Source organism: Halorubrum gandharaense (assembly GCF_054654575.1).
Window position 1 is genome coordinate 1,082,432 of record NZ_BAAIET010000001.1, and the last position, 23,841, is coordinate 1,106,272.

Below are 23,841 nucleotides of genomic sequence, written 5' to 3' on the forward strand. Positions count from 1 at the left end.
CAATATCACAGATGAAAACGCGTGGCTGCGAATCCGGGTCCGTTACGCCTAAGCGAGGCCACGCCGACGCTCGGCGTATGCACTATCAGGAGGCGGCGTCGTTCCTCTTCGACCTCCGCCGGTTCGCGGTCAGCCCGGGCACGGAGAGCGTGCGGGCACTGCTCGACCACCTCGGCAACCCCGAGACGGAGCTGGCGTTCGTGCAGGTGGCCGGCTCGAACGGGAAGGGGAGCACCGCACGGATGGTCGAGTCGACGCTTCGCGGGGCGGGGCTGTCCGTCGGACTGTACACCTCGCCGCACCTCGAATCGCTCTCGGAGCGGATCCGGGTCGACGGCCGGGAGATCCCCGACGATGCGGTCGCCGACTTCGTCGCTGAGGTCGAGCCGTGGCTCGTCGACCGCGCGGCCGCCGGCGAGCCGCTCACCTTCTTCGAGGTGGTGACCGCGATGGCGATCCACGACTTCGCCCGACGGGACGCCGACGTGGCGGTGCTCGAAGTCGGGATGGGCGGCGAGTACGACGCCACCAGCGCCGTCGACCCCGTCGCGACCGCCATCACCAACGTCTCGCTGGAGCACACCTCCGTGCTCGGCGACACCATCGGGGAGATCGCCCGGACGAAAGCGCGCATCGCGGGTGAAGACGTTCCGCTCGTCACCGCCTGCGACGGCGAGGCGCTCCGGGTGGTGGGGGAGGTGGCCGCGGACGCGGGAGCGCCTCTCACGAGCGTCGCCGGGCCGGGCGTCGAGCGCGACGATGAGGAGACCAATGGAGGGGTGGACACGGTCCCCGATCCGGCTTTGACCGCGACCTACGAGGGACGGGTGTCGCCAACCGACGCGGCCGTGCGGTTCGAGGGCGATGTCGACGGGACCTTCCGGATCCCACTCGTCGGCGCCCATCAGGCGACGAACGCGGCGATCGCGGCGATGCTGGCCCGGAAGACGACGGACGTGCTCGGCGTCGACCTCTCGGAATCCGCGCTCGCCGACAGCCTCGCGCGAGCGACCTGGCCCGGGCGGTTCGAGGTGATGGAGACGGACCCGCTCGTCGTGCTCGACGGCGCCCACAATCCGGCCGCCTGCGAGACGCTCTCGGGGACGCTCGCGGAGTACGACTACGACGACTGCCATCTCGTGTACGCGGCGATGCACGACAAGGACCACGCGGGAACCGTCGACGCGCTCCCCGATGCCGCGAGCGTGACGACCTGCCGCCCCGGGCTCGACCGCGCCGAGGACCCCGCGGTGCTGGCGCACGTCGCCCGCGAGGCGGGCGTCCCGACCGTCGAGACGGTCCAGGACGTGGCCGACGCGCTCGACGCCGCCCGCGAACGGGCCGACGCCGACGACTGCGTGCTCCTCGTCGGGTCGCTGTTCGCCGTCGCGGAGGCGCGGGCGACGTACACCCGGACGGTGACGCCGAGGCGGGTTCGGAATGCCGAGGAGGCCGCAACCGCGCTCGAACGGGGCGGGATTCGGATTGGCGATGCCGAGAACCGGGACGCACCCGACCGTGACCTGCCGGCCGCGGTCGACCACCGCACCGTCACGCTGCGACTTCGTATCGAGCAGGCGAACCGGCTGGAGACGGAGTGCCGGGCGCTCGGCGGTGCCTGTGCGGTCGGCGGCGCGCCCGACGGCGGGGAGCTGGTTCCGGTCACGCTCGCGGCTACCCGCGCCACGTTCCGCGATCTGGTCGCCCGTCTCCGCGCGCTTGCCGCCGCGGGGCTGGCGGGTGTGGCCAACGACCTCGTAGCGCAGCTGGAGGGGCCGAGTGACGAAACTGCTCCCCACGACGACGCCCACTACCCGTGGGAGGACGGCACCGCCGTGATGGGCGTGCTCAACGTCACGCCGGACTCCTTCCACGACGGCGGGCGCCACGAGGCGTTCGCGGACGCCGTCGCGGGCGCCGAGCGGATGGTCGCGGCGGGAGCGGAGATCATCGACGTGGGCGGGGAGTCCACGCGACCGGGGGCCGACCCCGTTCCCACCGAAGCGGAGATCGACCGCGTCGTCCCGGTGGTGGAAGCGGTCAACGAGGTACCCGCCGTTGCCGATGGCGAGGTACTCGTCTCCGTCGACACGCGCAAGCCGGCGGTTGCGGAGGCCGCTCTCGACGCGGGCGCGGACGTGATCAACGACGTGACCGGGCTGGAGGACCCGCGGATGCGGGAGGTCGTCGCCGAGGCGGGCTGTCCGGTGGTGGTGATGCACAGCGTGGATGCGCCCGTCGACCCCGACAACGACCCGGAGTACGGCGACGTGGTCGCTGACGTGATTGCCGACCTCCAAGAGCGGCTCCTGCTCGCGGAGACGGCGGGGATCCCCCGCGAGCGCGTGGTCGTGGACCCGGGGCTCGGCTTCGGCAAGTCGGCCGCCGAGAGCTTCGCGCTGCTCGGGCGGACGGACGAGCTCTCCGCGCTCGGCTGCCCGGTGCTGGTCGGCCACTCACACAAGTCGCTGTTCGGCGCGGTCGACAGGGGGCCCGACGAGCGCGAGCACGCCACCGTCGCGGGAACGACGCTCGCCGTCGACCGCGGCGCCGACGTGGTGCGCGTCCACGACGTCGCCGAGAACCGTGCCGCGGTGGCTGTCGTCGAGGCTGCAAATGACCCCGAGGGGCTGGGATCCGGGTCGGGCGACTGACCGCTCGGCGACTGCCCGCCGCGCGGACGGCAGGGTTTTGCGTCGGGCGTTCGGAGTGGGCCCGTACATGGTGCGACGGCTGCTGCTCGGCTGTAGTTCGATCGGCTACACCCTCGTCGAGCGCATGCAGTCGCTTCGCGGCGAGCTCTACGCGATCGTCGACGACCCCGGGTGGTCGTCGACGCTTCGCGAGGAGAACGTCTCGACTGCCGAAGCGGATCCGACCGACCCCGCGAACTACCCGGAGGATGCCGAAATCGTCGTCGTCGCGAGCGACGACCCCGGCCGAAACGTGGCCGCGGCGCGGGCCGCCCGCGAGCGCTACCCGCAGTCGATGGTCGTCGCACACGTCGGCACGGAGTCGGAGCCGCGCCACCGCGAGGCGCTGGCGTCCGTCGCCGACCACGTGATCGACCCCGTCCGGGCGGTCGCGGGACGCGCGCTGGAGGCGGTCGGCGCCGACGCGCTCGAACGTCCCGTCCGGCTGCTCGACGCCCTTCGCGGGCTCTCCGGGCCGCTGTTGGTCGTCGCACACGACAATCCCGACCCCGACGCCATCGCGAGCGCGCTGGGGCTCGCGCGGGTCGCCGAATCCGTGGGAGTGCCCGCGGACGCCTGCTACGGGGGCGAGATCGCCCATCAGGAGAACCGGGCGCTGGTGAACCTGCTCGACCTGCAGCTCTCGACGTTCGAGGAGATCGAACTCGACGACTACGGCGGGATCGCCCTCGTCGACCACTCCCGAGCCGGGATCAACGACAGCCTGCCGGAGGGAACGCCGGTCGACCTCGTCGTCGACCACCACCCGCCGCGTGGCCCCGTCGACGGCACGTTCGTCGACGTGCGCCCGGAGGTCGGCGCGACGAGCACGCTGATCGAGGAGTACCTCTCGCGGCTCGGCATCGAGCCCGACCGCCAGCTCGCCACCGCGCTGCTGTACGGGATCCGCATCGACACCAAGGACTTCACCCGCGAGGTGTCGATCCCGGATTTCGAGGCGGCCGCCAGCCTGACCGAACGCGCCGACGAGGAGACGCTGGAGCGCGTCGAGAGCCCGAGCATGAGCCCCGAGACGTTCGACGTGCTCGCCCGGGCCATCGACCGGCGGGACGTGCGCGGCGAGACGGTCGCCTCCTGTGTCGGCGAGATCGGCGACCGGGATGCGCTCGCACAGGCGGCCGAGCGCCTGCTCGACATGGAGGACGTCGCGGTCACGTTCGTCTACGGCTACATGGAGGGCGTCATCTACGGCTCCGCGCGAGCACGCGGCACCGACGTGGACGTTGGGGAGGTGCTGCGGGACGCGCTCGACCCGGTGGGGTCCGCCGGCGGCCACGCCAACATGGCGGGCGCGCAGGTGCCGCTGGGGCTGTTAGAGGAGGTGTCCGCCGACGAGTCGCTCGCCGACGTGGTGGAGGCGTTCGTCGCCGAGCGCTTCTTCGAGGCCGTCCGGGACCCGCCGTCGGCGCCCACCGGCGAGGCGACCGAGTTCCCGACCTGAGCGCGGCGGTGTGGCGCGCCGAGCGCACGGCTGCCTGCCCTGTGGTCCACCGGCGTGTGACCCGTCCGCACTCGCTCCGGCAACCGCCACGCTTTATTAACCCGCGCGAGTACCCGCGACATGGACCAGTTGCGGCAGTCGCTCCTCGACGCGCCGATCATCGAGAAAGGCGAGTACCAGTACTTCGTACACCCGATCAGCGACGGCGTCCCCATGCTCGAACCGGAGCTGTTGCGGGAGATCGTCATCCGCATCATCCGGAAGGCGGAGCTGGAGAACGTCGACAAGATCGTCACCCCTGCGGCGATGGGGATCCACATCTCGACGGCGCTCTCGTTGATGACCGACATCCCGCTGGTCGTCATCCGCAAGCGCCAGTACGGTCTTGAGGGGGAGGTCCCGCTGTTCCAGGAGACGGGCTACTCCGAGTCCGAGATGTACATCAACGACGTCGAGGAGGGCGACCGCGTGCTCGTGCTCGACGACGTGCTCTCGACGGGCGGGACGATGAAGGCGATCCTCGACGCGCTCACCAACGAGATCGGTGCCGACGTGGTCGACGTGGTCGCCGTGATCAAGAAGGCGGGCGAAAACGAGCTCGACGCCACCGACTACAACGTGAAGACGCTGATCAACGTCACCGTGGAGGACGGTGAAGTGATCATCGTCGACGCGCACGGCGACGACTGACTCCGACGGCCGTTTTTAAGACGCTCCAACCGCTCCGACCGCGCCGGACGAGGATGCAAAAACCTCGCGTCGCCCCGGTTCCCCTGCCGGGCGCGCGCCCCTTTTCAGGCTGCCGACCGAAGCCGGACACACATGACTAGTGCGCTGTTCGTCGTGAGCGAGGAAGGCTACTGGGCCGAGGAGTGTATCGAGCCGCTGACCCGACTGGAGGACGCGGGCATCGCCGTCACCGTGGCGACGCCGTCGGGCGCACCCCCGGTCGTCGACGAGCGCTCGCTGGACCCGGAAGCCGCGGGCGGCGAGGAGGCGGCCGCCGAGTACCGCGAGGTCGACGAGACACACCCCGAACTTGGAGACCCGACGCCGGTCGCCGAAGTGAGCGCCGAGGGGTACGATGCAGTCGTCTTCCCCGGCGGGCACGGCACCGTCTGGGACGTGAATCAGGACCGTCACGCCCGCCAGCTGCTCGTGGAGGCGGTCGCGGGCGAGGACGGCGTCGCGCTCGTCGTCTGTCACGCCGTTGGGATCCTCGGCTTCACGCGAGAGGCCGACGGCTCCGCGCTCGTCGAGGGGCGCGAGGTGACCGGATTCCCGAACGCGTGGGAGGAGGGGATCGTCGACGAGAACGATCTGCTCGACGACGGTCGTAAGCTCCCTTACTGGGTTGAAGACGAGGTCAAGCTCGCCGGCGGCGAGTGGGACGCCGAGCTCGACGCCGACACGAGCGTGACGATCGACGGCGACCTGATCACCGCCCGCGGTCCGGAGTCGTCGGTGGCGGCTGCGGAGACGCTGCTCGACGCGCTGTAAGACGAACGGCGGCTACCGGATCACGAACGCCGGCTCCTCGATCCGCTCGCTTTTGCACTCGGGACACCGCGACGGGTAGTTGACGGGGTCGTCGAAGCCGTCGAAGCCGCACTCGCGGCACTCCGGCGGCGCGACGAGGAACTCCTCGTCGCCGCCGACCGACTTCGAGACGTGTTCGAGATGGTCGTAGACGACGGGTGTCGGCAGCGACAGCGCCTCCGCGAGCGCGCTCGCCGTCGACGGCTCCTCGCGCAGTCGGTCGGCGATCCGCTGACGGGTGGTTCCCTCCATGCTGTCCCCGTCGAGCGCCGCGGCCAAAACGGCGACGGCTCCCCATTGCCGTCATATAGAACATTTGATACGGGCACAAGAGGTATGGTGTCGGCCTCCGGGGATAGTGGTATGAAGGCTGTAGTACTCGCAGGGGGGTACGCGACGCGACTCTGGCCGATCACGAAAGACCGGCCGAAGATGTTCTTGCCCGTAGGCGAACACACCGTCATCGACGAGATCTTCGCGGACTTGGAGGACGATGACCGCGTCGACGAGGTGTTCGTCTCGACGAACGAGCGGTTCGAGGAGACGTTCGCGGAGTATCTCGCAACCAGCGACTTCGAGAAGCCGACGCTCTCCATCGAGGAGACCGTCGAGGAGGACGAGAAGTTCGGCGTCGTCGGCGCGCTCGCCCAGCTCGTCGAGCGCGAGGACGTCGACGACGACCTGCTGGTCGTCGCCGGCGACAACCTGATCAGCTTCGATCTGGCCGACTTCGCGGACTTCTTCGAGACGAAGGGGACGCCCACGATCGCGGCGTACGACGTGGGCTCGCTGGAGCGCGCGAAGTCCTACGGCCTCGTCGAGCTCGACGGCGACCGCGTCGTCAGCTTCCAAGAGAAGCCCGACGACCCGAAGAGCACGAACGTCTCCATCGCCTGCTACGCGTTCCCGGCGGAGACGCTGCCGGACCTCTCGACGTATCTCGATGACGGGAAGAACCCCGATGAACCCGGCTGGTTCATCCAGTGGCTCCAGAGCCGACAGGCAGTTCACGCGTTCACTTTCGACGGCGCCTGGTACGACATCGGGACGGCCAGCAGCTACCTCGACGCCGTCGAGTACGCGCTGGAGGGCGACGCGCTCGTCGCTGACGGCGCGACCGTCGAGAACAGCGATCTCGGCGAGGTCGTCCACGTGATGGACGGCGCGACGGTGACCGACGCGACGCTGGAGCGCGCCGTCGTCTTCCCGGAAGCAACTGTGACGGATGCGAGCGTGACCGAGACGATCGTCGACCAGCACGCCGAGGTGGCGGGCCACCGGCTCGATGAAGCGCTGATCGGCGAGTACACGAAGATCCCGGATCCGGACGCATAGTCGCTCTCTGGCCGGCAAGTGTCCTCCGCGTCCGAGGATTCGACTCGCTTTTTAACTAACAGTTACGACCAGTCGCGGAGCGACGCCTGGCCGTCGCGCGTCGGACTGCAGTCACGCTCTTCGGGTTCTTCGGCTCCATCCGCACTTGCGGACGCCGGCTCCCGGCCCACCCAGTCGGTGAGTTTGCCGCCGTCGCCCTCGCGGTCGTCGGACGTGGGCGGGGACCGCTGGGTGTCGGTCGCCCCCTCCGCGTCCTCGAACCCGCCGAGCGTCGACTGGTCGCTCTCGCCGAAGTCGAGTTTGGAGACGCGGACGCCGAGTTTGCGGGCGCGGTCGCCCGCGAACTCCTCGAGCAGCTCCAGCGCCACCTCCTCGACCAGATCCGGGTCGTCGACGGGGCCGGGGAGGCTGTTGGCGCGGGTGTTCACCTCGTAGGGCGGTTCGACGACCTTGATCCCGATGGTCCGGTAGAGACAGCCCCGCTCACGTGCCCGGCGGGCAACGTCGGCGGCCAGCGCGCGCACCGTCTCCCGTTTCGTCTCCTCGTCGGCGGTCGCCGGCAGCGAGGATTCCCGCGAGAGGCTCTTGGGGAGCCCGGTGGGGGTTACCTCGCGGTCGTCCTCTCCCCGAGCACGTTCGTACAGCTCCCGACCGCGGTCGCCGAGCGCCTCCGTCAGCGCCTCCGGGTCCGCCGCCGCGAGGTCGCCGGCGGTCGCGACGCCCATGTCCGCGAGCGTCTCCGCCGTGACCGGGCCGACGCCGTGGACCGCCTCCGTGGAAAGCGGCGCGAGGAACTCCCGGACGCGGCCGGGCGGCACCACCACCAACCCCTCGGGTTTGTCGTGGTCGCTGGCGATCTTGGCCGCAGACATGTTCGGCGCGACGCCGACGCTCGCCGGGACCCCAGCCTCGCGCTCGATCCGCGATCGAACGTGGCGGGCGTATCCCTCCGCGAGCGTGCGGGCCTCGGCCGGTCCCGCCGCCTCGCTCTCGGCCGGGTCGTCCGGATCGCCGGCGAGATCCCACGTCGTGCGGTCGGTCACGTCGAGGTACGCCTCGTCGATGCTCACCTCGCGAACCACGTCTGCACAGTCGTGGAGCACCGCCTTCACCTCCGCCGCGACCGTCTTGTAGTAGTCGAGGTCGACGGGGACGTACCGCGCGGTCTCGGCGGGATCTGGCGCATCCGGGTCGTCGGGATCGGCGTCCACGCGGCGGGGGAGCTTTTGAAGGGCCTCGGAGATCGGCATCGCGCTGTCGACGCCGAACTCGCGGGCCTCGTAGCTCGCGGTCGCGACGGCGCCGATCGTCTCGCCGGGCTCGTACCCCATCCCGACGACGACCGGCTCACCGTGGAGCGCGTCGTCGCGCCGCCGCTCACAGGACGCATAAAAGCAGTCCATGTCGACGTGGAGGATCACCCGGTCCTCCCGGTCGCCGTCCGCGGTCGCGGCTCCGGGAAGCGTGCCGCCATCCATCGTCACGCAGTCCGCGTCCCGCGGCCTTAAACGACCGCCTCGCGCGGCGGAAGTGGTTGTGAGATCTCAGCTCTCGCATGTAGAACCGCGATGTCCGGGAACGCGCGTCGTGTAAGCGTCACCCGAGAATCCCTCCGGCGCTGCCGCCGTCGCAACCGCGGTCGTGGGGCTCGGGGTCCCGGTGGCAACCGGCCGCCACTTCTGGGTCGGTGACGGTCCCATCGTGGCCGGGACGTGCCCGCCGTCGTACTCACGGTCGCGGCCGCGCTCGGCACCGGCGGGGAACCGGGCACCCCCGTCGCTTGGCCCCTGACGGGCTACTTGAGTCGCTCCTGTAGAAAGGACGGATGCGCCGCGGTGACCCCGTCGATCGCGAGCAGCTGTTCGCTGATCACGTCGCCGAGCTCGTCGCCGTCGGCGGCACGCACCTCGGCCATCAGCATGTGGTCGCCCGAGGAGGTGTACAGCGACTCGACTTCGTCGAGACTTTTCAAGGCGCGCGTTGCTTCCACGTACTTGCCCGAGTCCACGTCCATGCCGACCATCGCGATCGACTGCGAGGAGAGCTTCTTCGGGTCGATGTCGGCGGAGTAGCCGACGATGACGCCCTCCTCCTCGAGCTGACGGACGTACTTGCGGACGGTCGGCTTCGAGACGTCGGCCCGGTCCGCGATCTCGGCACAGGAGGCCTGCGCGTCCTCCTCCAACACCGAGAGGATTCGTTCCTCGGTCGAGGCGATGCTCATACCAGTTCGTTTGTCGGCACGGAAAAAATACCTTGCGAACCCGAAAACACGCATCACCGAGCACCGAATCACTCGCTTCCGGGCGTTTCCGGGTGTGTACACGCGTTTCCGGGGCGTTCGAGACGTCCGACTACGCGTGCTTGTCGAGGAAGCGGTCGTAGCTCCGCTCCCACTCGTAGTCGTCGTCCCAGTAGCGCTCCGCCAGCGGCTCGTCGGGCATCTCGCCGAGCGCCTGCTTCTCCTGCTGGTAGGAGGGGCGGTCCTCGTCGACGTAGAAGCGTCCGGTCAGGACTTCCCCGTCGTGGAGCGCCTCCTCCGTCTCCCGCATCATGGCGGCGGCCTCGACGCTGTCCGTCTTGTCGAAGTCGTAGTCGTCGGACTCGTTGACGTCGATGTACGGGACGTACTGGCGGGCGTCCTTGTTCCAGGTGGGACACTGCGTCAGGAAATCGACGTGCGCGAAGCCGTCGTGCTCCATCGCCTCCTGGAGGATCTCCTTGGCCTGGTTCGGGTTGACGGCCGCCGTGCGCGCGACGTACGAGGCGCCCGCGTTCAGCGCCAGCGAGAGCGGCTTGAGCGGCTCCTTGGCGCTGCCGGAGGGCTGTGTCTTCGACTTGTGACCTTTCGGGCTGGTCGGGGAGGTCTGTCCCTTGGTGAGCCCGAAGATCTCGTTGTTGAAGACGATGTACGTCATGTCGTGGTTCTCCCGGGCCGTGTGGATGAAGTGGTTCCCGCCGATCCCGTAGCCGTCGCCGTCGCCGCCGGCGGCGACGACTTCGAGGTCCGGGTTCGCGAGCTTCGCGGCGCGGGCCACGGGCAGCGAGCGCCCGTGGATGGTGTGGAAGCCGTAGGAGTCGAGGTAGCTGTTCAGCTTCCCTGAACAGCCGATCCCCGTCACCAACAGCGTCTCCTCCGGCGAGCGTCCCATCTCCGGCAGCGACTGCTTGAGCGCCTTGAGGACGCTGAAGTCGCCACAGCCCGGACACCACGTTGGCTGGGGCTCGACGCCGGGGGTGTACTCGTCGCTCTCTACCTCGCGTTCCTCACCGATGGCTGAGAATGCGCTCATTGTTAGTCACCCGCCGTGGGCACGAAGGTGGTCTGGTCGTTGGGAACGTCGGGCTCGCCGTCGACGACGACGGCCTCGAAGCCGTCGACGATCTCGGCGGGCTCGAACGGGTTCCCGTTGTACTTCAGCAGGCTCGACAGCTTCTCCCCGTGGCGGCCGAGGTTCTTCTGGACGAGTCCGCGGAACTGGCCGGACGCCGTCATCTCGACGACGAGGACCTCGTCGACGCTCTCGATGAACGCCTCGACCTCGTCGCTCGGGAACGGCAGCATGTCCGAGACGCCGAGCGACTGGACGGAGTGGCCGGCGTCGTTGAGCCGGTCGACGGCCTCCTCGACGGTGCCCTGCTGGCTGCCGAACGTCAGCATGCCGTACTGGGCGTCCTCGTCGCCGTGGTACGTGGCGGTCCCCTCGGAGTCGAGGTCCTCGCGGATCGCGGCGAGCTTCTGTGCGCGCCGGTCGATCTGCGCGATGCGGTTCTCCGGCGACTCGCTGATGTGGCCGGTCGGGTCGTGCTCGTTGCCGGTCGCGAGGTAGCGACCGCCCTTCTGACCGGGGATGGAGCGCGGCGGCACGCCGTCCTCGACGTCGTGCTGGAAGCGGTGGAACTTCCCGTCGGCCGAGTGCGGCTCCTCCGCGAGCTCGTCTTCAGTGAGCGTGTTCCCGAGCGTCGGGTTGGGCGCCTCGTTGAAGTGCTCGCGGCGGACGTTCACTAGCTCGCCGCCGAGCTTCTGGTCGTACAGGAGGATGACCGGAATCTGGTACTCGTAGGCCAGCCGGAAGGCGAGCCGCGACTGGGTGTACGCCTCCTCGACCGTGCCCGGTGCGAGCACGACGCGCTGGGAGTCACCCTGTGAGGTGTACAGCACGTGTTCGAGGTCGGACTGCTCCGGCTTCGTGGGCATCCCCGTGGAGGGACCCGCACGCATCGCCTCGACCAGCACGAGCGGCGTCTCCGTCATCTCGGCGAGGCCGAGCGGCTCGGACATCAGCGCGAAGCCGCCGCCCGAGGAGCCGGACATCGCCTTCACGCCGGCGTGTGAGGCGCCGACCGCGAGCGCGGCCGCCGCGATCTCGTCTTCGACCTGCTCGGAGATCCCGCCCAGTTCGGGCAGGTTCTTGGTCATGATGGTGAACACTTCCGTCCACGGCGTCATCGGGTAGCCCGCGATGAAGCGGCACCCCTCGTCGATGGCGCCGTAGGCGATGGCGTCCGAACCGGACATCAGGAGCTGTTCGTCCTCGTGTTCACCGGACGGCACTGCCACGTCGGGGGCGTCGGTGTCGTACTCCTCGTTCACCTGCTCGTAGGCGATGTTGAGGATCTCGATGTTGGGTTCGAGGATCTTCTCCGGCATCGCGTCGCGCATGAGGTCCTCGACGTAGTCGAGGTCGAAGCCGGCGATCGCACAGGTGGCGCCGACGCCGGCGGTGTTCCGCATGACCTCACGTCCCTGATCGCGGGCGAGCCCGCGCAGGTCGAGCGGATACACGTGCCAGTTGTTCTCCTCGGCGCGCTCCTCGAAGTCCGGAATCTCGGAGGCGTCGAGCAGTCCCTCGTCGTAGATGATAACCCCACCCTCCCGGAGCTCGTCGAGGTTCTCCGAGAGCGGCTTGATCTCCTCGTTTCCGTAGACGGCGCCCTCCTGTGGGTTGCGGGCGAACGAGTCGCCGAGCGCCAGCAGGAAGTTGTAGCCGTCGCCTCGGGATTTGACAGGCTCCGAGGACGCGCGGATCTCCGTGTACGTGTGTCCCCCACGGATCCGCGACGGATAGTGCCGATGCGTGAACACGTTGAGCCCCGACCGCATCAGGGCTTTTGCGAAGTTCTGGCTGGTGGAAGCGATCCCGTCACCGGATCCTCCCGAAATCCGCCAGATGAGTTCGTCGTCAGTCATATTGGCAATCTGGGCCCGAGTGTGGGCCTAGTGTCTGAAGATTGCGACGGACACCTCTTAGGGCTTGCTATGGAATCACAATTAACGACCATTAGGGACCCTGTGTGTCTTGGCCTCGTGATCGCTCTCCTGCTGGCGATTCGGGCGATGTTGCCTTTTTAGACCCCCACCAGACAACGGAACTGCTCAGCCGAGCTGTCCCCGGAGCTTGGCGTCGAGCTCCTCGCCGTCGACCGGCTTCACGACGTAGCCGTCGGCGCCCGCCTTCACCGCCTCCATCATCCGCTCCTCCTGGTCGACGCTCGTACACATGACGATGACCGTCTCCGGTGACCGCTCTTTGATCGTCGCCGTCGCCTCGATACCGGTCATCTCCGGCATCACCACGTCCATGGTGATGGCGTCGGGCGCCAGCTCCTCGAACGTCGCCACCGCCTCCTCGCCGTTCGCCGCCTCGTCGACGACCTCGAACTCGTCGTCCAGCGCGTCCGTGATGACGGTCCGCTGGAATGACGAATCGTCGACGACGAGTACCCGCTTGCTCATGAAGTCATTTCAGCGCACGTGATATAAATAAGACACGAGGCGTCCCGGCTCAACTGGATGCGCCGGCGGGGACACCGCCGTCCCACCAGGCCACCGATGCGGAAATCTCTGCGCCTCCGGCGCCCGCCGGGCTCCCTACTCGCTGTCGGGGCGCTCGGCGTGATACTCGGTGTCGTACTCGCCGGGCCGCCCGTCCACGCGGTCGGGATTGATGCGCCCGGCGAGCAGCATGAAGTCGAGGACGGTGCAGTACAGCATCGCCTCGACGACGGGGACCGCACGCGGCGGGAGCACGGGGTCGTGGCGCCCGACGACCTGTATCTCCTTCTCCTCGCCCGTCTCCCAGTCGGCGGTCCGCTGCTCCTTGGGGATCGACGTGGGCGCGTGCCAGGTCGCCTCGCCGTAGATCGGCTCGCCCGTCGTGATCCCGCCCTGGAGCCCGCCGTGGTCGTTGCCGACCGGCACCGGATCGCCCTCCTCGCTTTCGACGTGCTCGAACGACTCGCCGTCGTCGAACGTCCAGTCCTCGTTGCGCTCCGTGCCGGTCACGTCGACGGCGTCTTTCCCGAGCCCGAACTCGACGCCCGTGGTGGCGGGAATGGAGAACATCGCCTGTCCCAGCCGGCTGGGGAAGCCGTCGAAGCGCGGCGCGCCGAGCCCGCGCGGGACGCCACGACACTCGAAGTAAATGGAGCCGCCGATGGAGTCGCCCTGTTCCTGATACTCCTCGATGAGCGCCTGCATCTCGTCGGCGGCCTCGGGGTCGGCACATCGCACGTCGTTCTCCTCGGAGTGTTCGAGGATCTGCTCGAAGCTCACGTCGTCGGCCTCGACGCTCCCGATCCGGTTGACGTGGGCTTTGATCTCCACGTCGTACTCGGAGGCGTCGAGCACCTGCTCGGCGACCGCGCCGGCAGCCACCCAGTTCACGGTCTCGCGCGCCGACGAGCGCCCGCCGCCGCCCCAGTTCCGGGTGCCGAACTTCGCGGAGTAGGTGAAGTCCCCGTGGGAGGGGCGCGGCGCCGTCACGTACGGCTCGTACTTGCCCGAGCGCGCGTCCTTGTTCTGGATCACCATGCCGATGGGCGTCCCGGTGGTGTAGCCGTCCTGGACGCCGGAGTTGACGGTCACCTCGTCGGGCTCGCCGCGGGACGTGGTGATCATCGACTGGCCGGGTTTGCGGCGGTCCAGCTGTGTCTGGATCGCCGCCTCGTCGAGCTCGACGCCGGCGGGCACGCCCGAGACGGTGACGCCCATCGCCTCGCCGTGGCTCTCGCCGTAGGTGGTCAGCTGAAAGAGCCGACCGAATCGGTTGCCGTTCATACGCACTCCTGTGGCTCGGGGGGTTTTATGATTTGCAATCGGTCAAGGGGTCGGCGACCGACCCCGGGCCCGGAACTACCGCCACAGCGCTCCGGCGGCCGACCCTACGGCGTCGGTCGTGCGCCGAGCGCGACGGTAACGGTCTCCTCGCTCCCCTCGCGCCAGACGGTCACGTCGATCTCGTCGCCGGGACGGGTTTCTAACGCGAGGAACCGCGACAGGTCGGCGTCCGCACGGATCTCCGTCTCCTCGAGCGCGACGATCGTGTCGCCGCCGACGGGGACGGTCGCCCCCTCGACGGTGGTCTCGTCGTCGGCACCCTGGAGCGTGTCGGCGGCGGGACCCGACTCCGGAACCTCGGCGACGTAGACGCCGCGCGCTTCCGGGAGGCCGTTGGCTTCCGCGAGCAGCGGCTCCACTTCGAGGATCTGCACCCCGAGATAGGAGTGGTCGTAGCTCCCCGAGCGGATCAGCTCCGGCACCACCCGGTTTGCGAGCCGCGCGGAGACGGCGAAGCCGAGGTTCTCCCCCTGCGTGGCGGTGGCGACGCCGACGACGCTGCCGTCGAGCGTGACCACGGGTCCCCCGCTGTTGCCGGGGTTGAGCGCGGCGTCCGTCTGGACCGCGTCCGCGATGGAGAAGTTCCCCCCGGCGGTGACTGCCGCGGGAATGGTCCGGTTGCTGCCGCTGACGATCCCCTGTGTCGCGGAGCCCTCCAGCCCGAGCGGGGAGCCGACGACGAGCACCTCCGTGCCCGTGCGCGGGACGGACTCCAGCAGGTCGAGCGGCTCGCCGGGCAGACGCTCCTCGGTCTCCAGGACGGCGAGGTCGCTGTACGGGTCGCGGCCCACTACCTCGGCGTCGGTCCACGAGCCGTCGGCGGTCTGGACGCGGACGGCGTCGGGCGCCGCGAGCACGTGGTCGTTGGTGACGAGGTAGTCCTCGGTCACGCGGAAGCCGGACCCCTGACCGGCCTCGCCGCCGAACTCCTCGCCGAACAGGTCCTCCTGTTCCTCGACGTACGTCTGGATCCGCGCGACCGACGGCGAGACGGCCTCGTACACGTCCCCGTACGGCGTGTCGGCGTCGATGGTTGACCCGTCGCTCACGCCCGGCCTGGGCGAGTCGTCGACGCCGACGCGCCCGCCGTCGCTCGTCGGGGCGAGACACCCCGCACTCACGCCGGCGGCGGCAAGCGCGCCCGCGGTCGCGAGCAGCTCGCGTCGTGTGCGCTCCATGTAGGGGCGTAGGAAGGGCTGCTGATAAACCCCCGGACGACCTCGAACGGGGCGACGGCGTCGGCCACGAGTCGTCCCGCCGGCGCGGCCTTTTTGCCCGTCGGCGGACATCTCCGAGTATGAGCCTCGACGTGGAGCCGCCGGAGCCGCCGAGCCTGAGCGCCGTCGACCCGAACGAGTACGAGGACGCGGAGGTCGTCGGCGACACCGACTACCGTCGCGAGGAGCTGGAGGCGTTCCTCCAGGAGGGTGCGTGGGAAGAGGCGTTCGCGGAGTGGGCCGCCGGCGCCGACCTCGACGCCGAGGACTGGCGGATCGTCGAGGACCTGGAGCTGGTCTCCCGCTTCGACTTCTTCTGGGACGGCTTCGCGGACCGCGTGGGCTATCACGCCCCCGGGCTCCCCGAGGACTGGAAGGAACGGGAACTCCATCCGGATCTGGAGTCGTGGGGGACCGTCTCCGCGATCAACGCCGGACTCACGGAGCTTGGACAGACCGTCTGTGAGGTGCTGAAGGAGCGCTATATCGACTGGGAGGCCGAATACGAAGCGCCCGACGACCTGCCGGACTTCGAGGCCTGAGCTCGACGACCGCTGGAGGGAGACGCCGGCGACCGCCGCGGCGACACGCCGGGGCGTCGACGTGCGAGCGCGTCCCGCAACTCCGCCGTATTCAAATACGCGCGCACAGACGGTCGAGTATGGAGCAGATCGACGACCAGTACACCCCGGCGGACGTCGAGTCCACCGTCGAGGGATACTGGGACGAACACGACGCCTACGAGTCGGCCACGGAGGCCCACGCCGACGACCCGCCGTTCTTCTTCGTCGACGGGCCCCCGTACACCTCCGGACAGATGCACCTGGGAACGGCCTGGAACAAGACGCTGAAGGACGCGATCATCCGGTACAAGCGGATGACCGGCCACCGCGTCACCGACCGCCCGGGCTACGACATGCACGGGCTTCCGATCGAGGTGAAAGTCGAGGAGGAGCTCGGCTTCGAGAACAAGCGGGACATCGAGGAGTACGGGATGGAGGCGTTCATCGAGGAATGCATGGAGTTCGCCGAGACCAACCGCCAGGCGATGGACGAGGACTTCAAGTCCATCGGCGTGTGGATGGACTGGGACGACCCCTACCGCACCGTCTCGCCGGAGTACATGGAGTCGGCGTGGTGGGCGTTCTCGCAGGTCGCCGACAACGGGCTCGTCGAGCAGGGCAAACGCTCGATCTCACAGTGTCCGCGGTGTGAGACCGGCCTCGCCAACAACGAGGTGGAGTACGAGCACGTCGACGACCCCTCCATCTACGTGAAGTTCCCGCTCGCCGACCGCGAGGGGAGCCTCGTCATCTGGACGACGACCCCGTGGACGATCCCCGCCAACACGTTCGTCGCCGTCGACGAGGAGCTCACCTACAACGCCGTCCGTGCCGAGAAGGACGGCGAGGAGGAGGTCCTGTACGTCGCCGAGGAGTGCGTCGAGGGCGTGCTCACGGAGGGGCGCTACGAGGACTACGCGGTCGAAGCGGAGCTGTCGGGCGCCGACATGCTCGGCTGGGAGTACGACCACCCCCTCGCGGACCACCTCGCGGAGTACCCCGACTTCGAGGGCGCCGGCCAGGTGTACGCCGCCGACTACGTCGAGGCGGACCGCACCGGGCTGGTCCACTCCGCGCCCGGCCACGGTGAGGAGGACTTCCACCGCGGCTCGGAGCTCGGCCTCGACATCTTCTGTCCCGTCGAGCCGAACGGCGAGTTCACCGAGGCCGCCGGCGAGTACGCCGGCGAGTTCGTCCGCGACGCCAACGACGAGATCATCGCCGACCTCGTCGCCGAGGGGAACATGCTGTCCCACGGCACCGTCAACCACAGCTACGGCCACTGTTGGCGGTGTGACACGGGGATCATCCAGCTGGTCACCGACCAGTGGTTCATCTCGATCACCGACGTGAAGGAGGACCTCCTCGACAACATGGAGGAGTCCGAGTGGCACCCGCAGTGGGCCCGCGACAACCGGTTCAGGGACTTCATCGAGGATGCGCCCGACTGGAACGTCTCACGACAGCGCTACTGGGGGGTCCCGATCCCGATCTGGGTGCCCGAGGACGCCGAGGAGGGCAACCTCGACGAGGAGATGGTCGTCGTCGGCACCCGCGAGGAGCTCGCCGAGCGCGTCGACCAGGAGATCGACCCCGACTCGATCGACCTCCACCGACCCAGCGTGGACGACCTCACGATCACGGAGGACGGAACGACCTACCGCCGCGTGGAGGACGTCTTCGACGTGTGGCTCGACTCGTCGGTCGCCAGCTGGGGGACGCTCGACTACCCCGGCGAGACCGACGCCCACGAGGAGCTGTGGCCCGCCGACCTCATCGTCGAGGCGCACGACCAGACCCGCGGCTGGTTCTGGTCACAGCTCGGCATGGGGACCGCCGCCGTCGGCGAGATTCCCTACGAGGAGGTGTTGATGCACGGGTTCGCCAACGACAGCGACGGCCGGAAGATGTCGAAGTCGGTCGGCAACATCGTGACGCCCGAGGAGGCGATCGAGCGCGCCGGCCGCGACCCGCTCCGCACCTACCTCCTGAGCCACGACCAGCAGGGCGTCGATCTCGCGTTCGAGTGGGACGGACTCGGCGAGATCCAGGGGAAGCTCAACATCTTCTGGAACGTGTTCCGCTTCCCGCTGGAGTACATGGAGCTGGACGGCTACGACCCCGCCGACGCTGACCTCTCGGACGGCGAGCTCGCGGTTGTCGACGAGTGGGTGCTCTCGCGGCTTCAGTCCGTCGAACAGGAGGTCGCCGACGCGTGGGACGACTACCGCGTCAGCGACGCCGTCAACGCGCTCGTGGAGTTCCTCACGCAGGACGTGTCGCGCTTCTACGTGAAGGCGGTCCGCGACCGGATGTGGGAGGAGTCCGATTCCGCCTCCAAACGCGGCGCCTACGCGACCCTCGCGACCGTCCTCGACGAGACGGTTCGGATGCTCGCGCCGATCGCCCCGTACATGACCGAGCGCATGTACCAGACGCTCGACGGCTCGGCGACGACGGTCCACGAGCTCTCGTATCCCGAGCCGGACGAGGGGCTGCTCGACGCCGACCTCGAACACGACGTGGCGGTCCTCCGCGACGTGGAGGAGTCGGCCGCGAACGCCCGCCAGCAGGCCGGCCGGAAGCTCCGCTGGCCCGTTCCGCGAATCGTCGTCGAGACCGGTGACGAGGCGGTTGCCGAGGCCGTCCGCAATCTGGAGGACCTCATTCTCGACCGCGTCAACGCCCGCACACTGGAGGTAACCGACGGCTTCGAGGAGCTGGTCGAACAGGCCGAACCGCAGATGTCCGAAATCGGCCCGGCGTTCGGCGCCGACGCCCAGAAGGTGATGGCCGCGGTGCAGGGCGCCACGCGTGCCGAAGTGGAGAACGGTGAGGTCGAAGTCGACGGCGAGCCCGTCGATCTCGACGACTCGATGGTCGAGTACGTCGCGGAGCCGCCCGAACACCTCTCCGCCGCGGAGTTCGACGGCGGCGCCGTCTACGTCGACACCTCCCTCACCCCGGATATCGAGTCGGAGGGCTACTCACGCGACGTGATCCGCCGCATCCAGGAGATGCGCAAGGAGCTCGATCTCGACGTGGAGGCGCGGATCCGCGTCGGCGTTGACGTGGACGACGAGCGCATCGCCGGCTTCGTCGAGGAGCACGCCGACCTGATCGCCGAGGAGGTACGAGCCGACGAGTGGCACGACGATCCGGAGGCGGCCGCCGGCGACGATGGCCTGCTGGAGGAGTGGGACGTCGAGGACGTGACGGTGACCATCGGGATCGCTCCGGTCGCCTGAGTGCCGGCGAATAAACTCACTTTCGAGTAGTCGTTTCCGCCGAGGGCGCGGAGGTTGCCAGCCCCGAAAGCTATACCCGGCTCCCTCCACTCCACTCGGTCACAATGCGAGTCCGACCGGCGCGTCCCGGCGATGCCGAGGCGCTACGGGCGGCGGTCTCCAGAGCGCGCGAGACCACCGTTTTCGACGATATCGGTGCACCGCTACTCGACGTGTCGGCCGCGGGCGTCCGCGAGGCCGCCAGCGAAGCCGACTGCTGTTATCTGGTGGAAGATGACGGCAAACCCGTCGGGATCGCCGTCGCCCATCCCGATGCCGACGGGAAGGAGGCAGAACTCCTCGCGCTGTGGATCCACCCCGAGTACACCGGCGAGGGGATCGAGGACCGCCTGTTGTCCCGCGTCGCGGAGTCCCTCGCCGAGCAGGGCGTCCGGCAGATCCGCGCCAACCTCGGCGCCGACCAGCCGAGCGCCCGGGAGTTCTACCGCTCGCAGGGGTTCAGCCATCGCGCCACTGCACAGGGGCGTGACGGACAGGAGCTCGTCGTCGTCGCGCCGGTTGAGTCGTTCCGGTAGTCGGTCGACGTTCCTTTTCCGCGGCAACCAGCCATTTAGGAGTCGGGGATGTCCCTCCGACCATGGGCGAACACGTCGACAGCGACCGGGTAGTCTCCGTCGACTGGCTCGCCGACCGGCTGGATCGCGCGCGCTCGCCGGCGGCTGACTGTCGTGTCCTCCGGGTGAACCGTGCGAGCTACGACGAACACGTGCCCGGGAGCGTCCCGTTCGACTGGGCGAGCGACCTCCAGCGTCCCGACGGACGCGGACTCCCTGACGCGAACACGCTCGCTCACAGACTGGGACGGGCCGGAATCGCTCCCGAAACCACCGTGGTCGTGTACGGCGACGACCACAACCTCGTCGCGGGGTTCGCCTACTGGCTGCTCCGGATCGCGGGCCACTCCGATGTACGGCTCCTCGACGGCGGCCGCGAGCGCTGGCTGGAACGGGTTGGCCGGACTGTGGAGGCCAACGTTCCCAGTCGGAACGCCGACCCACCGGCGGTCGACTACGACGCCGATGCTCTCCATGACCCGACGTGGGAGCATCCCGCCAGAGCGGGACGGGGTGACGTTCGCGACGCGCTCGACGCGGGCCATCCCGTCGTGGACGTGCGGACCCGTGCCGAGTTCCTCGGCGACCGCGTAGCACCACCGGGATTCGACGCACACGCGCTCGTCGGCGGCCGTATCCCGAGTGCGAAACACCTCCACTGGGAGCGGCTCCTGACTGAGGACGGGACGTTTCGACCGGCGTCGGAGCTCGCAGACGCGTTCCGAAGCGTCGAGGTCTCGGCCGCCACCACAGACCGCACGACCACCGGCGACGCAGATCCCGTAGTCGTCTACTGCAAGCTCGGGAAGCGCTCCTCGACGGCGTGGGTCGCTCTCACCGACCTGCTCGACCGGGAGGCCGTTGCCAACTACGACGGCTCGTGGACCGAGTGGGGGAACCTGATCGGTGCGCCGGTGGCGGTCGGTCCGCCGAACGTGGAGCCGCCGGCGGGGACGCAAGCGGAGTCGGGAACGGAGCCGCGGTAGCCCGACACACGCTGCCGGCCGAACCACAAGACACGAAACCCTGCGGGTTCTGTGACCGGTATGAGCAACTACTTGGTCGCGATGGAAGCCGCCTGGTTGGTTCGTGATGTCGAGGAGACCGACGACGCCATCGGCGTCGCGGTCAGCGAAGCTGGGAAGCGACTCAATGAGACGGACAAGCAGTACGTCGAAGTCGAACCCGGCGTCACCGGCTGTCCGGCCTGCGGTGAGCCGTTCGACGCCGCGTTCCTCGCGGCGAACACGGCGCTGGTCGGCCTCCTTTTGGAGATCGACATCTTCAACGCCGACAGCGAGGAGCACGCCGAGCGGATCGCCAAAAGCGAGGTCGGCGGCGCACTCCGTGACGTTCCCCTCGAGATCGTCGAAGTCATCGAAACCGAAGCGGACGAGGACGAGGACGACGACGACGGCCGATAACGTCGCCGACACGCGGGATCGGTGACGACACGCAGGATCGGTGACGACTCCCGAGGCGGTGACGGTTCACCGTGAACGGCGAACCCGGCCGGCGCCGAAAGCTTTTCTAATAACCCCTAGTTATTCCCGAGCATGGAACTCCCGACTCCGCAGGACCTGCGCGAGCGCCGGACGACGCTCGGGTTGACCCAGAGCGCGCTCGCCGACGCCGCCGGCGTCTCACAGCCGCTCATCGCCCGAATCGAGGGCGGTGACGTCGACCCGCGGCTCTCGACGCTCCGACGGATCGTCAACGCGCTCGACGAGGCCGAAGGCGAGGTCGTCCGCGCCCGCGACCTCATGCACGAGGAGGTGATCAACGTCGCGCCCGACGACGCCGTCAGCGAGGCCGTCGAGCTGATGGAGCGGGCGGCGTACTCCCAGCTCCCCGTCCTCCAGAACGGGATCCCCGTCGGGTCGATCAGTCAGGGCGACGTGGTCCACGCCGGCGAGAACGTCGGCGACCTCCCCGTCAGCGAGGTGATGAGCGAGTCGTTCCCGACCGTCGCGCCCGACGCGACGGTCGACGAGATCCGCAACCTGCTCGACCACTACAAGGCCGTGATGGTGACCGACGGCGGCGAGACCGTCGGCATCATCACCGAGGCCGACATCGCGGCGCACCTGTCGTAGTCGCGGCTTACGCACCCGATTTTTATAACGGATTCCGCACCAGACGCCCCGTGGTCTGAGAACCGCCCACGGCGGTCGAGACGGGAGTTCGGCGCGCCGCCGTGTTTCCGGAGCGACGCGTCCGGCGAGGGCGACGCCGCGCTCCACGCGTCGGCTGTTCGCCACTCGTCGCCAGCGGCGGGGCCACTCTCCCCCGGACCGCCGCCTACAGCTCCAGCCCGCGGACCGCCACGCCCTCGCCCGCCTCGACGCGGCCGATCACGCGCCCGTCGGTCGCCTCCGCCAGCGACGCGGCCGCATCGGGGTCGAGCGCGGCGACGAAGCCGGTCCCCATGTTGAACGTCCGGTGCATCTCCGCGTCGGAGACGCCGCCCTCGGACTGGACGAACTCGAACACGGGCTGGGCGTCGAACGGGTCCTCGACGACGTAGCGGTGGTCGCCGAGCCGCTCGAGGTTGGTCCAGCCGCCGCCGGTGACGTGGGCGGCGCCGCGCACGCCGTGCTCGCGCATCGGGTCGAGCAGGTCGGTGTAGATGCGGGTGGGCTCCAACAGTGCCGCGCCGAGCGTGTCGTACCCCTCGAACGGGCAGTCGTCGGTGTAGTCGTGGTTCCGGGTGACCGCCTCCCGCGCGAGCGTCAGCCCGTTGGAGTGGATCCCCGACGACTCCCACCCCACGAGCGCGTCGCCGGGCTCCGCCTCGCCGTCGAAGACGGCGTCCTTGGCGGCGAGTCCGGCGCAGGTCCCTGCGAGGTCGAGCCCCTTCACGACCTCCGGCATCACGGCGGTCTCGCCGCCGACGAGCGCCATGTCCGACAGCTCGGCGCCGCGTGCGAGCCCCTCGCCCACCTGCTCGGCGAACCGCTCGTCCGGCTCGTCCACCGCGAGGTAGTCGACGAACGCGACGGGGCGCACGCCGGCCGCCACGAGGTCGTTGACGTTCATCGCGATGCAGTCGATGCCCACCGTGGAGTAGTCCTCCAGCGCCTCCGCGACGAGGAGCTTGGTGCCTACGCCGTCGGTCGCCAACGCGAGATAGCGGTCGCCGATGTCGAGCAGTCCGGCGTAGTCGCCCTCGCTGTCGCCGACGGCGCCGATAAGCGCCGCCGTCGCGGCCTCGCTCGCCTCGATGTCGACGCCCGCCTCGGCGTACGTCAGCTCCTCGCCGTCGGCATCCTCGGTCATACGTGAGAGGCTACGCCCCCGGAGCAAAAGCGCGTCGTTTGAGACACCGGGCGGATCTCGGACGCCGTGAGTGAGCCGGCGCCCGCCGCCAGTTCTCAGAACGGCCCGCCGAAGCCGAACCCGAGCAGGAAGACCAGAAGCACCGTCAGCGCCGCGGACGGGACGAACAGGGCGACCCACACGCCCTTGTGCCAGCCAATGACGGTCTTGCCGTCGAGCGGGCCGTACGGAATCAGGTTGAACGCGGCGAGCAGCACGTTGATCGCGATGCCGCGCTCGCCGACGAGCGCGAGGGTGCCGCTCCCCAGCGCGACGCCGGCCACGAGCACGGGGACGAACGCCGCAGTCAACACGAGGTTGACAACGGGCCCGGCGACCGCGATGTGGCCGTGTTCGCGTGCCGTGAGCCGCCCGCGATGGTGGACGGCGCCCGGCGCCGCGAAGATGAACCCGGTCAGCGACACAGCCACTGCAAGCGCGAGCATCGACATGTTCGCGCGGAACTCCGCGATCTGGTCGTAACGAACCGCGACGACCTTGTGGGCAACCTCGTGGAGCAGAAAGCCCACGCCGGCGGTGACGAGACTCACAGCGAGCGGGAGGACGACGCCGGCCGCGACCAGTCGGTCGCGGCCGCCGCCGTCGAGCCCGCCGACGAAGAAAAACGTGAACGCGACGCCGAGCGCCAGCCACGCGACGAGCAGATCGCGGAGCTCGATGCCGCTGAAGTAGAGGCCGGCGATCCGCCGGCCGCGGAACGTTCCCCCCATG

General features: G+C 69.1%; 21 protein-coding genes. 11 read left to right on the forward strand and 10 right to left on the reverse strand.

Translation table 11 applies throughout. From position 1 onward, the window contains the following. Positions 1–77: 77 nt before the first annotated feature. The 4 genes from folP to ACYQ07_RS05115 all read left to right on the forward strand — a co-directional run bounded on the left by folP (position 78) and on the right by ACYQ07_RS05115 (position 5,655). Entirely contained in the window at positions 78–2,654 is a 2,577-nt protein-coding gene (gene folP / locus ACYQ07_RS05100) for a dihydropteroate synthase (RefSeq protein WP_459878295.1), read from the forward strand. A 67-nt stretch (positions 2,655–2,721) separates the two neighbouring features. After that, complete coding sequence (locus tag ACYQ07_RS05105; RefSeq protein ID WP_459878297.1) at positions 2,722–4,155, forward strand: DHH family phosphoesterase; 1,434 nt, start codon at positions 2,722–2,724, stop codon at positions 4,153–4,155. Positions 4,156–4,275: 120 nt separating this feature from the next. Then, the gene (gene hpt / locus ACYQ07_RS05110) at positions 4,276–4,845 is read left to right on the forward strand and encodes a hypoxanthine/guanine phosphoribosyltransferase (RefSeq protein ID WP_459878300.1); all 570 of its coding nucleotides are present in this window, start codon (positions 4,276–4,278) and stop codon (positions 4,843–4,845) included. A 132-nt stretch (positions 4,846–4,977) separates the two neighbouring features. Continuing rightward, entirely contained in the window at positions 4,978–5,655 is a 678-nt protein-coding gene (locus tag ACYQ07_RS05115) for a type 1 glutamine amidotransferase domain-containing protein (protein ID WP_459878303.1), read from the forward strand. Between the two features lie 12 nt (positions 5,656–5,667). Here the strand turns inward: ACYQ07_RS05115 and ACYQ07_RS05120 are convergent, their stop codons facing one another. After that, entirely contained in the window at positions 5,668–5,946 is a 279-nt protein-coding gene (locus ACYQ07_RS05120; RefSeq protein WP_459878306.1) for a transcriptional regulator, read from the reverse strand. Between the two features lie 111 nt (positions 5,947–6,057). On the opposite strand from ACYQ07_RS05120, the gene ACYQ07_RS05125 reads away from it, so the two are divergent. Continuing rightward, on the forward strand, positions 6,058–7,029 hold the full coding sequence (locus tag ACYQ07_RS05125) for a nucleotidyltransferase family protein (protein WP_459878309.1): 972 nt from the start codon (positions 6,058–6,060) through the stop codon (positions 7,027–7,029). A gap of 62 nt (positions 7,030–7,091) precedes the next feature. Here the strand turns inward: ACYQ07_RS05125 and ACYQ07_RS05130 are convergent, their stop codons facing one another. From ACYQ07_RS05130 to ACYQ07_RS05160, 7 genes are all read right to left on the reverse strand, one after another. Continuing rightward, positions 7,092–8,507, reverse strand: coding sequence for a DNA polymerase Y family protein (locus ACYQ07_RS05130; RefSeq protein ID WP_459878312.1), 1,416 nt, complete (start codon positions 8,505–8,507; stop codon positions 7,092–7,094). 317 nt (positions 8,508–8,824) lie between these two features. After that, positions 8,825–9,253 (reverse strand): HTH-type transcriptional regulator LrpA1, encoded by a 429-nt coding sequence (gene lrpA1 / locus ACYQ07_RS05135; RefSeq protein WP_459878315.1) that lies wholly within the window; start codon positions 9,251–9,253, stop codon positions 8,825–8,827. A 130-nt stretch (positions 9,254–9,383) separates the two neighbouring features. After that, positions 9,384–10,322 carry a thiamine pyrophosphate-dependent enzyme gene (locus tag ACYQ07_RS05140; protein ID WP_459878317.1) on the reverse strand — a complete coding sequence of 313 codons (939 nt, stop codon included), beginning with the start codon at positions 10,320–10,322 and terminating at the stop codon, positions 9,384–9,386. Positions 10,323–10,324: 2 nt separating this feature from the next. Beyond that, on the reverse strand, positions 10,325–12,220 hold the full coding sequence (locus ACYQ07_RS05145) for a 2-oxoacid:acceptor oxidoreductase subunit alpha (RefSeq protein WP_459878319.1): 1,896 nt from the start codon (positions 12,218–12,220) through the stop codon (positions 10,325–10,327). A gap of 186 nt (positions 12,221–12,406) precedes the next feature. Next, a complete protein-coding gene (locus ACYQ07_RS05150; protein ID WP_459878322.1) occupies positions 12,407–12,766 on the reverse strand; it encodes a response regulator in 360 nt (119 codons plus the stop codon). Positions 12,767–12,901: 135 nt separating this feature from the next. Continuing rightward, positions 12,902–14,089, reverse strand: coding sequence for a chorismate synthase (aroC, locus tag ACYQ07_RS05155; RefSeq protein ID WP_459878325.1), 1,188 nt, complete (start codon positions 14,087–14,089; stop codon positions 12,902–12,904). Between the two features lie 104 nt (positions 14,090–14,193). Next, positions 14,194–15,327, reverse strand: coding sequence for a S1C family serine protease (locus tag ACYQ07_RS05160; protein ID WP_459878328.1), 1,134 nt, complete (start codon positions 15,325–15,327; stop codon positions 14,194–14,196). A 119-nt stretch (positions 15,328–15,446) separates the two neighbouring features. On the opposite strand from ACYQ07_RS05160, the gene ACYQ07_RS05165 reads away from it, so the two are divergent. The 6 genes from ACYQ07_RS05165 to ACYQ07_RS05190 all read left to right on the forward strand — a co-directional run bounded on the left by ACYQ07_RS05165 (position 15,447) and on the right by ACYQ07_RS05190 (position 21,887). After that, positions 15,447–15,908 carry a DUF7992 family protein gene (locus ACYQ07_RS05165; protein ID WP_459878331.1) on the forward strand — a complete coding sequence of 154 codons (462 nt, stop codon included), beginning with the start codon at positions 15,447–15,449 and terminating at the stop codon, positions 15,906–15,908. Positions 15,909–16,027: 119 nt separating this feature from the next. Continuing rightward, positions 16,028–19,177, forward strand: coding sequence for an isoleucine--tRNA ligase (gene ileS / locus ACYQ07_RS05170; protein WP_459878334.1), 3,150 nt, complete (start codon positions 16,028–16,030; stop codon positions 19,175–19,177). Between the two features lie 104 nt (positions 19,178–19,281). Then, positions 19,282–19,752 (forward strand): GNAT family N-acetyltransferase, encoded by a 471-nt coding sequence (locus ACYQ07_RS05175; protein ID WP_459878337.1) that lies wholly within the window; start codon positions 19,282–19,284, stop codon positions 19,750–19,752. A gap of 62 nt (positions 19,753–19,814) precedes the next feature. After that, complete coding sequence (locus ACYQ07_RS05180) at positions 19,815–20,777, forward strand: sulfurtransferase (RefSeq protein ID WP_459878340.1); 963 nt, start codon at positions 19,815–19,817, stop codon at positions 20,775–20,777. Positions 20,778–20,837: 60 nt separating this feature from the next. Then, positions 20,838–21,215 (forward strand): DUF555 domain-containing protein, encoded by a 378-nt coding sequence (locus ACYQ07_RS05185; RefSeq protein WP_459878343.1) that lies wholly within the window; start codon positions 20,838–20,840, stop codon positions 21,213–21,215. Between the two features lie 132 nt (positions 21,216–21,347). Beyond that, on the forward strand, positions 21,348–21,887 hold the full coding sequence (locus ACYQ07_RS05190) for a CBS domain-containing protein (RefSeq protein WP_459878346.1): 540 nt from the start codon (positions 21,348–21,350) through the stop codon (positions 21,885–21,887). Positions 21,888–22,092: 205 nt separating this feature from the next. On the opposite strand, the gene purM is transcribed toward ACYQ07_RS05190, so the two are convergent. Both purM and ACYQ07_RS05200 read right to left on the reverse strand, forming a co-directional pair. Continuing rightward, complete coding sequence (gene purM / locus ACYQ07_RS05195) at positions 22,093–23,070, reverse strand: phosphoribosylformylglycinamidine cyclo-ligase (RefSeq protein WP_459878349.1); 978 nt, start codon at positions 23,068–23,070, stop codon at positions 22,093–22,095. 95 nt (positions 23,071–23,165) lie between these two features. After that, on the reverse strand, positions 23,166–23,840 hold the full coding sequence (locus ACYQ07_RS05200) for a metalloprotease (protein ID WP_459878352.1): 675 nt from the start codon (positions 23,838–23,840) through the stop codon (positions 23,166–23,168). Between the last annotated feature and the right edge of the window lies 1 nt (position 23,841).